Genomic DNA, 9,555 nt, shown 5'->3' on the forward strand with positions numbered 1-9,555 from the left:
CTCGCGTCCTGATTGCGGGAGAGGCCGATGGTGCGCCCGTGGCTCCGGGCCGGCCTGGCGCTGACCGCGCTCGCCGGCGTGCTGGCGCCCTCGTCCGCCGTCCGGCAGGTGGACCCGGACGTGGACGCCGACGTCACCCGCCAGCTCACGATCGCCGCCGGGACGCTGCTGCGGCACCGGTCGCAGGCGCTCGTCCTGAAGCACCACCGCGACCACGCGTCCGCGCCGAGCGAGGTGTACGGCGTCCGGATCTCCCCGCGGCTCGCGCGCTCCCAGGAGCGGGCCGTGCGCGAGCTGCAGAACCGCAACCGCGCCCCGGTGGAGGGCGGCCCCGCCTACACGGGCGCCCGCACGAGCCTCGACGGCGGCCACGCGGTCCGCAAGGGCGACCGGATCACGCTGGAGGCGGTCGAGAACACCGTCGTCCGCTACGGCAGCGGCAAGGTCACCCAGTCGGTGCGGCGCCGGTTCGTGTTCGAGACCCGCGGCCGGGAGATCACGCTGGTCGCCGAGCGCGTGCTCGACCCGGACGCGCGCCCGGTGAACGACCCGTTCGCGCCGACCCGCTGACCGGCGGGTCAGTGAGCACTTTTTCCAATGTCCGTGAAAGCGTCCGCCCGGCATTCTGACCGCCGGTGTTTACGCTCGTCACAAGGCATGTGGCCGCTCCCGAGGGAATGCCGGTCTGGCCACATCCGGACGGTCCGCGACGGCCCGTAAGCCCTACGTGGCAGGGGGTTCCGCGCACCGGCTCTGGAACTTCGTGATCGATGCGGCGTAGGCTGGCACATGTGACGGGCCTTTTCCGCTTCGGGTAGAAGGGGAATCGCCCCCCATTGTTCGGCCGGGTGTGCGAATCCGAGCCGCGGGTCCCGGCCCATCCCCCCGAGGCCGGGACCCGCACCATTTCCCGGGGCCGCTAGGCGTCGGCGGCGGCCGGCGGGAGCGCCACCTGGATCTGCGCGGTGCGGCCCGCGGCCACGAACACGCCGCGTCCGGTGGGGCCGCCCGGCGGTGTGCCGCGCGGCAGCCGCAGGCCGAGCGGGCCGCCGTCCTCGGGCGACTCGACGGACAGCAGCACACCGGAGCCGGACCGGGTGACGTCGGAGACGAGGTTCCCTTGCCCGGCCGCCCGTGCCCGGTCGAGGCCGGTGGTGGTCCCGGCGATGACGACGGCGTGCTCCCCGTCCCGCGCGGTGCGCAGGACGTCGCGGAGGGCCGCCCCGAGCTCCGCGCCGCCCTGCCCGTCGCCGCCCTGCCCGTCGCCGTCGAGGAGGTCGGCGTCGTCCACGATGACGGCGTAGCGGTGCTCGTCGCCGATCGCCGCGGCGAGGTCGGCGGCGCCGGAGTCGCGGGTCAGGACGCCGAGGACGCCCGGGTGCCCGGACAGCAGCCGCAGCGGTGAGCGGCGCGGCGTGACGAGCACGACCGGCACCAGGCCGCCGCCGACGGAGGCGTCGAGGAGCGAGTGGGCGATCGTCCGCAGCGTCGTGGAGCGCCCGGAGCGCGGCGGCCCCGCGACGGTGAAGCCCGGCCCGTCGACGAGGAGGTCGACGCCTGCGGGGGCGAGCGTGTCCCCGCCCACCCCGACGAGGGCCCACAGGGCGGACGGGGCGAGGAAGCCGGGGTCCAGCGACATCGCCTCGCGGTAGGTCACGCGGACGGGCAGCTCGTCCACGCGCAGCGGACGCTGGCGGCGCGGCAGCCGTCCGTACCGGGACACGCAGGCCCGCGCGATCTCCTGCAGGACGGCGGCCTGCGCGGCGCCGGACGGGTCGTCCCCCAGCACGCCGATCTGCGACACGCGCGGCGGCGCGCCGTCGGCGCCGGGTTCCAGGGCGCGTCCCGGCGGCATCGCGGCGGGGACCTGCCTGTCGCGCAGGCCGCCGTAGCCGTAGTCGTTCGGGTCCGCCATGTGGAGCAGGAGGCGGCGGCCGACCACGGTCGACAGCCGCCCGCCGAGCCCCGAGCGGTCGCCGGTGACGACGGCCCGCAGCCCGACCTCGGCGCCCTCGCGGAGCAGCCGGACGACCTGCTCGACGAGGCGGCCGTGGTCGCGGTGCTCGAACACGTCGAGGAAGCCGTCCCAGCGGTCGAGGAGCAGCACCATCCAGGGGAGGCGGTCGGTGGCGGCGACGGCGGCGCGCTGCTCGGCGAGGTCCGCGAACCCGGCCTCGGCGAGCAGCCGGCGGCGCCGGGCGACCTCGGCGGCCAGCGCGGCGAGCAGCCGCTCGCAGCGGCCGGGCCGGTCGCGGCCGGCGACGGCGCCGCAGTGCGGGAGGGAGCCGAGCGGCAGCAGTGCGTTCGCGCCGCAGTCGACGGCGTACAGGTGCACGTCGTAGGGGGAGCAGGCCCCGGCGACGGCCCCGGCGATGGTGCGCAGCGCGGTGGAGCGGCCCGACCGCGCGGACCCGGCGAGGTAGAGGTGCCCGCCGCCGGCGAGGTCGAGGGCGAGCGGCTCGCGGGACTGCACGGCGGGCAGGTCGGTGACGCCGAACTGGATCGGCGGGACGTCCACGACGGAGCCCCCCGCGGCCGTCCGGGGCGTCAGCGTGATCACGTCGGGGAGCGGGTTGAGCCACGGGGACGGCCCGCCGGTGATGCCGGCGCGGCGGGCGGCCTCGTCGACGGCCTGCACGAGGACGTCGAGGTCGGTGGCCGGGTCCGCGTCGTGGTCCGCCTCGCGCGGGCCGGGCATCGGGTGGCCGAGGTCCTGCCAGGGGAGCGGCAGGACGGTGGGCCGGTGCTCGGCGGCGTCCGCGCCGGGCCGCCGCCCGCCGATCCGTGCGGCCTGCACCCGGTGCGGCTCGCGCGTCCCGGAGCGGATGCAGCAGCGGCCGGGGGTCGCCCTGGAGATCCGCGCCGCCTCGCCTGAGCCGAGCACGGCGGTGGACGCCTCCGGGTCGCCGGCGCGGAACGCGATGCGCAGCCCGGCGACGGCGCGGATGTCGTCGGTGACGGCCTCCGGGCGCCGCGTGCCGAGGATGAGGTGGACGCCGAGCGGCTCCCCGCGGCGCGCGATGCCGGCGAGGTCCGCGACGAACTCCGGCATCTCGGCGGCCAGGGCCGCGAACTCGGCGACGACGATGACCAGGCGCGGCAGGGGCGGAAGGTCCCGCCCGGCGGCGCGCAGCGCGTCGTAGCCGGCGACGCTCTCCGCCCCCGCTTCGAGTAGGACGTCCTCGCGGTTGCGGAGCTCGGCCGTGAGGGACTCCAAGGCCCGCGCGGCGGCGTGCTCGTCCAGGTCGGTGACCATGCTGACGGTGTGCGGGAGGCGGGCGCACTCCTCGAACACGCCCGCGTGCCGGTAGTCGAGGAGGACGAAGGCCAGCTCGTCGGGCCGGTTCGCGACGGCGAGGGACGCGACGAGGGTCCGCAGCAGCTCCGACGTGCCCGCGCCGGACGCGCCCGCGACGAGGGCGTGCGGCCCGCCGGCGCCCAGGTCGATCTCGTAGGGCGCCATGGGCCCGTCCGGGCCGATGCCGACCGGGACCCGGGCGGTCCGGCCGCCCGTGCGCCGCCAGGACCGCAGGACGTGCTCGGCGGTCGGGTCCGGCATGCCGAGCAGGTCCAGGAGCCGCACCTCGGACGGGACGGCGTCGCCGGCGTCCTCCCCAGCCAGGTCCCGGACCGGGGCGAGCGCCCGCGCGACCCGCTCGGCCCAGCCCGCCGAGACCTGGTCGGCCAGGACGGGCCCGAGGACGTCCAGCCCCTGCCGGAGCCAGATCATCGGCGCCTGCCGCGGATCCCACGCGACCGTGGCGCGGCACTCCTCGGGGAGGAGCCGCTCCTCGTCGTCGAGGCAGATGAAGGAGAGGCCGAACTCGGGGCCGCGCGCCAGGAGCATCGGCATCCCCGGGACGCGGTGGAGCGCCTGCGCACCGTCCAGGACGATCAGGATCTCGTACGGGACGGTCCCGGTGCGCCGCCGCTCGGTCAGCTTCATCGCCAGCTCGGTGACGCGGTGCGCGGCCGTCTCGGTGTCGGTGCCGACCAGTGCGATGCAGTCCTCGCCCTCGCGGGGCGCGCAGTGCGGCAGCCAGCGCACCCAGTTCCACTCGTCCCCGGTGTCGCGGTCGGCGGACAGCACGACCAGGGCGAGGTCGCGGGGGCCGTGCAGGACGGCGCTCTGCGCGACCATCCAGCGGGCCAGCGCGCGGGACGCCGGCCGCGGCCCGGCCACCCCGGCGACGCCGAGGTCGGCGAGCGGGAGCGTCACCGGCACCTGCCGCGCGACCGGCACCGCGAGCCCGGCGTCGCCGCCGGTCAGCTCGATGCGGGCCGGCAGGTCGGCGAGCCCGGCGCGGAGGTCGAGCACGTCGGCATCGCCGCGGCGGCGCTCCCACAGCCGCCGCCGCGGCCCGGTCGCGGTCAGCAGCACCTCGGCGGGGTCGGGGTGCAGCGCCCGCCGCGCGGCCTCGTCCAGGCGCCGCAGCCGCTCCACCTCGTCCTCGAATTCGCCGGACCTGCGCTGGTAGTCCTTCAGCGACCGGCGGAAGGAGGGCCGGAGCAGCTCCCGCGCGCCGCGGTCGGGACGCTCCGGGACCGCCAGCCGCTCCGCCCGCTCCTGCGGCATGGTCCGGGGCGGCCGGTCGAACGCCAGGCCGCCGTCCGGCAGCGGCACCAGGTGGGCGTCCGGGGCGGTGCTCGGCGCGAGCGCCAGGACGCTCGACCCCACGCACAGCGGCGCTTCCGGCGGCCACGCCGTCCGGCCCGTGAGCGGTGCCCCGTCGAGGGTGGCGCCGCCCTCGGCGGTCAGGGCGGACGGCTCGACGTGGACGACCTCGCGGCCGACCGTGAGCCGCAGCGACCGGGCCGGGACGGACGGGTCGTCCAGCACGACGTCCACGTTCCGCCCGGAGCCGAGGGTGGAGACCCCGAGGCCGAGGCGGTGTACCGACCCGGCGGCCGGGCCGCCGGCGACGCGGACCTCGACGAGCCCGGTCGGCTCGCTGAGCACGGTGGCGGCGGCGCCGTGCCGCTCGACGGCGACGACGGCGCCGTCCCGGAGCTCCTTGACGGCGCGGGCCTGCGGGTCGAGCATCCGCCCGTCCAGCCACAGCGCGCGCGGTGACCGGTCCGCCGAACGGGGGCCGGGCCCGCCCGCCGAGCGCAGGGCGTCCTTGGAGTAGCGCGGCGCGCCGGGGGACCGCGCCGGTGCCGCGGCCGCCGGCGCCCGCCCGTCGAGTAAGGCGGCGAGCGACCGGGCGACCCCGTCCACGGTGGCCTCCGCGTCGACGTCCAGCACGACGTCGCGGGGCCCTCCGCCGGTCAGCGCCGTGAACGAGATCCGCATGAGAGCCTCCGACGTCGCCGGGACGGTCGCGCTCAGCTTAGTTACCCAACGGCGCCGGCTCCCGGCGGACGGCGATGACGGTCCGGAGGGCGTCGTCGAGCGGCGTCGGGGCCGTCCCGAAGGTCGTCTCGAAGGCCGACGAGTCCAGGACGTACGGCCTGTCGAACTGGTACCGGGTCGACCGCAGCTCCCGCATCATGGGCGAGACCAACCCGAGCGCGTGGAAGAGCGGGCGCGGCAGCGTCGCGAAGCGCGGCGCGGGCGCCCCGGCGATCTCGCACAGCCGCTCGGCGACGTGCACCGGGGAGACGGCGGGCAGGGTCGGGACGTGCCACGCCCGCCCCAGCGCGCGCTCGTCGGTCCCGGCGATCGCGAGGGCCTCGGCGACGTCCGGCGTGTACGTCCAGGCGTGCGGCAGGGAGGGGTCGCTGAGGAACTGGACGCGCTTGCCCGCCAGCAGCGGCCGGACGAACCGGTCCTCGCCGAGGTACGCCTGGTCGGTGCTGCGGGGGCCGTAGTAGTCGGAGGGCCGCAGCTCGGTCATCCGGATCCGGCCCGCCCGGTGCGCGGCCAGGGCGTCCCGCCACATCCCCGCCCGCACGCGGCCCTTGACGTCCGTGGCGGCGAGCGGCAGGTCCTCGGTCATCGGCCCGTCCACGGGCCCGTAGACGTACAGGTTGCTGAGCGTCACCAGGACGGCGCCGGTGGCCTCGGCCGCGCCGAGGAAGGACGCGGCCATCGGCGGCCAGTCCTGCGTCCAGCGGTGGTAGGGCGGGTTGACGCAGTTGTAGAGCGCGTCGGCGCCCCTGGCGATCCGGGTGAGCCGGTCGCGGTCGGCGGCGTCGGCGGCGATCCGCTCGACCCCCGCCGGCCCGGAACCGGACCGCGTCACGACGACGACGTCGTGGCCGCGCCCGGCGAGCCGCTCGGCGAGGTGCGCCCCGACCTGCCCGGCTCCGACGATCACGTGCTTGCCCATCGGTTTCTCCTGTCCGCGTTGCTCTTCAGCGGTTCTCGACGTGGGACTTCAGTGCGGTCAGCCGGGTCTCGTGGGCCGCGCGGAGCTTGCGCTCCCCGAAGACGAGCCGGGCGAGCGGGCCGTCGAACGACTCCTGGGAGGTCACCCGGGTGCGCCCGCCCTCCGCGGTGAGGACCATGCGGTCCACGGCCCGGTAGAGGCCGAGGGCGCTGCCCGTCCAGCTCAGCTCCCGCTCGGGCTCGACGATGGCGAACCGGGAGCGCAGCGGCGTCCCGTCCAGGCTCCAGCGGAACTCCCGGCCCGGCTCGACGGCGTCCAGCGTGCGGATGCGGAAGCCCGGCGCCCAGGTCTCCCAGCCGCGCAGGTCGGCGAGGACCTCCCAGACCCGCTGCGCCGGGGCGTCGATGACGATCTCGGACGAGCTGGTGACGGGCGCGGTGTCGTCGATGCGCCTGCGCAGCGCGTACTCCTCGTGCAGTGTCGCGAGGTTTTTGGCGAACATGCGGCTTCCTTCGGATAGGTGCTCCGTTACGAGAGCAATGCTCTCTCTGGAGAGCGCTGTTGTCAAGAGCGGTGCTCTCGCTTCGGTGTGGTGCTCTGCTAGCCTCGGCCCCATGGCTGCACGTACGGCACGCGAACGGGTCCGGGCGGAGCTGATCCGCGAGATCACCGAGATCGCCAGGCGGCAGCTCGCCACCGAGGGGGCGGCCGGCCTGTCGCTGCGCGCGGTCGCCCGGGAGATGGGCATGGTCTCCTCGGCGATCTACCGGTACTTCCCGAGCCGCGACGACCTGCTGACCGCGCTGATCATCGACGGGTACAACGCCGTCGGCGAGGCCGTGGAGCGGGCCGACGCGGGGACGCCCGCCGACGACTTCGCCGGCCGCTGGCTCGCCGTGTGCCGGGCCGTCCGGGAGTGGGCGCTGGCGCACCCGCACGAGTACGCGCTGCTCTACGGGTCGCCCGTCCCCGGCTACAAGGCGCCGGACGCCACCGTCTCCGCCGCCGCCCGCGACACGGTCGTGTTCGCCCGGATCGTCTCCGAGGCGCACGCGGCGGGCGCGCTCGACCCGGCCGGGCCCCTCCCGCCTCCGCCGTCCTCGATCGCCGCCGACCTGGCCCGGGTGCGCGCCGCCGTCGACCTGTCCGCCCCGGACGACGTGACCGTCCGCGCCCTCACGGCATGGGCCGCTTTGTACGGGACGGTGAGCTTCGAATTGTTCGGGCAGTTCGCCAACACCGTCGAGGACGACCGGGCCGCCTATTTCGACCACACGATGACGCTGCTGGGGCGTCTCGTCGGCCTGAAAGCGTGATCCCGCGGGGCCTGCGGAGCCGTCCGAACCACGGTCAGTGACTCATGTGACAGGTGGTAAGAACCGATGTGATCGGTGATTTCGCAGGTCATAAAGGGCGTCGCGGATTACGGACGGCTCGCGTTCACCGAATCCATTGACGGAACCTCATCGCCCCCGCAAGCATGGATCGCTCGGTGACGCGCGGAACCCGGGGACGGGAGTCGCGGCAGGGGCGGGAAGGAGCGCGTGGGCAGCGCGATGAAGTCCAACCAGTCGACCTTCGCCGGTGGCGGCACGGGTGCGTCCGGCGGCGGAGCGGCGGGCTCGTCCGCCGGCGCGGCGGGGCTCGGCCGCTCGGGGCTCGGCACCTCCGGCGGGCAGCGGCTCCCCGCCTCCCCGCGGGAGCGCAAGCCCGCGCTCGCGGCGCTCGCGGTGCTGCTCATCCTCGGCGGCGCGCTCGCCAGCGCCTACCTCGTGATGGCCAGCGGCGAGCGGGTCTCGGCGATCCGGATCGCGCAGCCGGTCGCGGCCGGGCAGCAGATCCCGGCGAGCGCCCTCGAAGAGGTGCAGGTCGGCGACACCGGCATCCAGTTCATCGGCTGGTCCGAGCGCGCGAAGGTCACCCGGCACGTCGCCGCCGTCCGGCTGGTGCCGGGCGCGCTGCTGACCAACTCCATGATCGTCGCGGCGAACGCGCCGGAGAACGGGCGGCTCGTCGTCGGGCTGGCGCTCAAGCCCGGCCAGTTCCCGTCCGGCGGCGTCGAGGTCGGCCGGCACGTCACCCTCTACGCGGTCGGCGGCGGGCAGAACGGCGGCCCGCGCGCCGGGACCGTGCTGGCCGCGGACGCCGTCGTCATCGGCGTCGGCGGGGCCGGCGGGGGCGGCGGCGAGCTCGGCGCCGCCCGGCTGAGCTCCGACCAGACCAGCATCGACGTGGCCGTCTCCCCGGCCGACGCCCCGCAGGTCACCCAGGCCGCCTCGGCCGGCGCGGTCGCGCTCGCGCTGATCCCGGACGGGGCACGGCCCCCCGCGGCCTCCGCCGAGCGGTCCCCGCCGCCCACCGGGCGCAACCAGGGCGGCGCGGAACCCCCGGACGGCCCCGTGCAGGTCCCGGGCGGCGGCGGGTCGGGCACGGGCGAGAGCCCGCCGGCGGGGCCGGGCGCGGGCGGTAACTGACCGTGGCACTCATCGCGCTCGCGGCCGACAAGGGGGCGCCGGGCGTCACGACCGCGGCGGTCGCCCTCGGTGCGGTGTGGCCGCGCCCCGTGCTGGTCGCGGAGTGCGACCAGGCGGGCGGCGACCTCGTGTACCGGCTGCCCGCCGCCGCGCCGGACGCCCCCGGCGGCACGCCCGACCACACCGCGGACGGCGGGACGCTCAACCCGTCCCGCGGACTGCTCAGCCTCGCCGCCACCGCCCGCCGCGGGCTGCGGCCCGACCAGATCGCCGAGCACTGCCAGCGGCTCGTCGGCGGCCTCGACGTCCTCGTCGGGACGACCAACGCCGAGCAGGCGCAGGCGATGAGCTGGCTGTGGGGGCCGCTCGGCCGGGCGTTCGCCGGCCTCGACCCGGTGGACGTGCTCGCCGACTGCGGCCGGCTCGGCGCCGGCACCCCGCTGCTCGACCTGATGCACGAGGCCGACCTGGTCGTCCTGCTCACCCGGGCCACCCTGGAGCAGGTCGCGCACCTGCGCGAGCGCGTCGCCGCGCTGACCGCGGAGCTGCGCGGCGGCCCGCCGGTCGGGGTCCTCGTGCTCGCCGACCCGCGCGACTTCCGCGGCTCGATCGCCGAGGTCGACCGCGTCCTCGCCGGGGCGCGGGGACGCGGCCGCCCGGCGGACCCGGGCGACCGGCCGGGCGCCGCGCCGCCGGACGTGACCGTCCTCGGCGGGCTGGCCCTCGACCCGAAGGGCGCCGAACTGCTGTCGGGCCGCTGGGGCGGCCGGCTGGACCGCTCGCTGCTGATCCGGTCGGCGCGGGAG

General features: G+C 76.8%; 7 protein-coding genes. 4 read left to right on the forward strand and 3 right to left on the reverse strand.

Annotated features, from left to right (window positions below):
* Positions 1-27 precede the first annotated feature (27 nt).
* Positions 28-570 (forward strand): hypothetical protein, encoded by a 543-nt coding sequence (locus E1200_RS09005; protein ID WP_131951362.1) that lies wholly within the window; start codon positions 28-30, stop codon positions 568-570.
* A gap of 349 nt (positions 571-919) precedes the next feature.
* Here E1200_RS09005 and E1200_RS09010 read toward each other — a convergent pair whose 3' ends face one another.
* The 3 genes from E1200_RS09010 to E1200_RS09020 are packed head-to-tail and all read right to left on the reverse strand — an operon-like array spanning position 920 to position 6,777.
* The gene (locus tag E1200_RS09010) at positions 920-5,296 is read right to left on the reverse strand and encodes an FtsK/SpoIIIE domain-containing protein (protein WP_131951363.1); all 4,377 of its coding nucleotides are present in this window, start codon (positions 5,294-5,296) and stop codon (positions 920-922) included.
* A gap of 37 nt (positions 5,297-5,333) precedes the next feature.
* Positions 5,334-6,275, reverse strand: coding sequence for an NAD-dependent epimerase/dehydratase family protein (locus tag E1200_RS09015; RefSeq protein ID WP_131951364.1), 942 nt, complete (start codon positions 6,273-6,275; stop codon positions 5,334-5,336).
* 25 nt (positions 6,276-6,300) lie between these two features.
* Entirely contained in the window at positions 6,301-6,777 is a 477-nt protein-coding gene (locus E1200_RS09020; protein WP_131951365.1) for an SRPBCC domain-containing protein, read from the reverse strand.
* A 112-nt stretch (positions 6,778-6,889) separates the two neighbouring features.
* On the opposite strand from E1200_RS09020, the gene E1200_RS09025 reads away from it, so the two are divergent.
* From E1200_RS09025 to E1200_RS09035, 3 genes are all read left to right on the forward strand, one after another.
* Entirely contained in the window at positions 6,890-7,591 is a 702-nt protein-coding gene (locus tag E1200_RS09025; RefSeq protein ID WP_131951366.1) for a TetR/AcrR family transcriptional regulator, read from the forward strand.
* Positions 7,592-7,819: 228 nt separating this feature from the next.
* Positions 7,820-8,749 carry a hypothetical protein gene (locus E1200_RS09030; protein WP_243708429.1) on the forward strand — a complete coding sequence of 310 codons (930 nt, stop codon included), beginning with the start codon at positions 7,820-7,822 and terminating at the stop codon, positions 8,747-8,749.
* Positions 8,750-8,751: 2 nt separating this feature from the next.
* A partial coding sequence (locus E1200_RS09035) for a hypothetical protein (protein ID WP_131951367.1) occupies positions 8,752-9,555 on the forward strand: 804 nt, incomplete at its 3' end.

Origin of the sequence: Actinomadura sp. GC306 (assembly GCF_004348665.1) — a bacterium.
Classification (GTDB): domain Bacteria; phylum Actinomycetota; class Actinomycetes; order Streptosporangiales; family Streptosporangiaceae; genus Spirillospora.

What these genes read in the sequence shown, in the direction of transcription:
- E1200_RS09005 (WP_131951362.1), top strand. Translation starts at nt 28, where the DNA reads ATGGTGCGCCCGTGGCTCCGGGCCGGCCTGGCGCTGACCGCGCTCGCC.
- E1200_RS09015 (WP_131951364.1), bottom strand. Translation starts at nt 6,275, where the DNA reads ATGGGCAAGCACGTGATCGTCGGAGCCGGGCAGGTCGGGGCGCACCTC.
- E1200_RS09025 (WP_131951366.1), top strand. Translation starts at nt 6,890, where the DNA reads ATGGCTGCACGTACGGCACGCGAACGGGTCCGGGCGGAGCTGATCCGC.
- E1200_RS09010 (WP_131951363.1), bottom strand. Translation starts at nt 5,296, where the DNA reads ATGCGGATCTCGTTCACGGCGCTGACCGGCGGAGGGCCCCGCGACGTC.
- E1200_RS09020 (WP_131951365.1), bottom strand. Translation starts at nt 6,777, where the DNA reads ATGTTCGCCAAAAACCTCGCGACACTGCACGAGGAGTACGCGCTGCGC.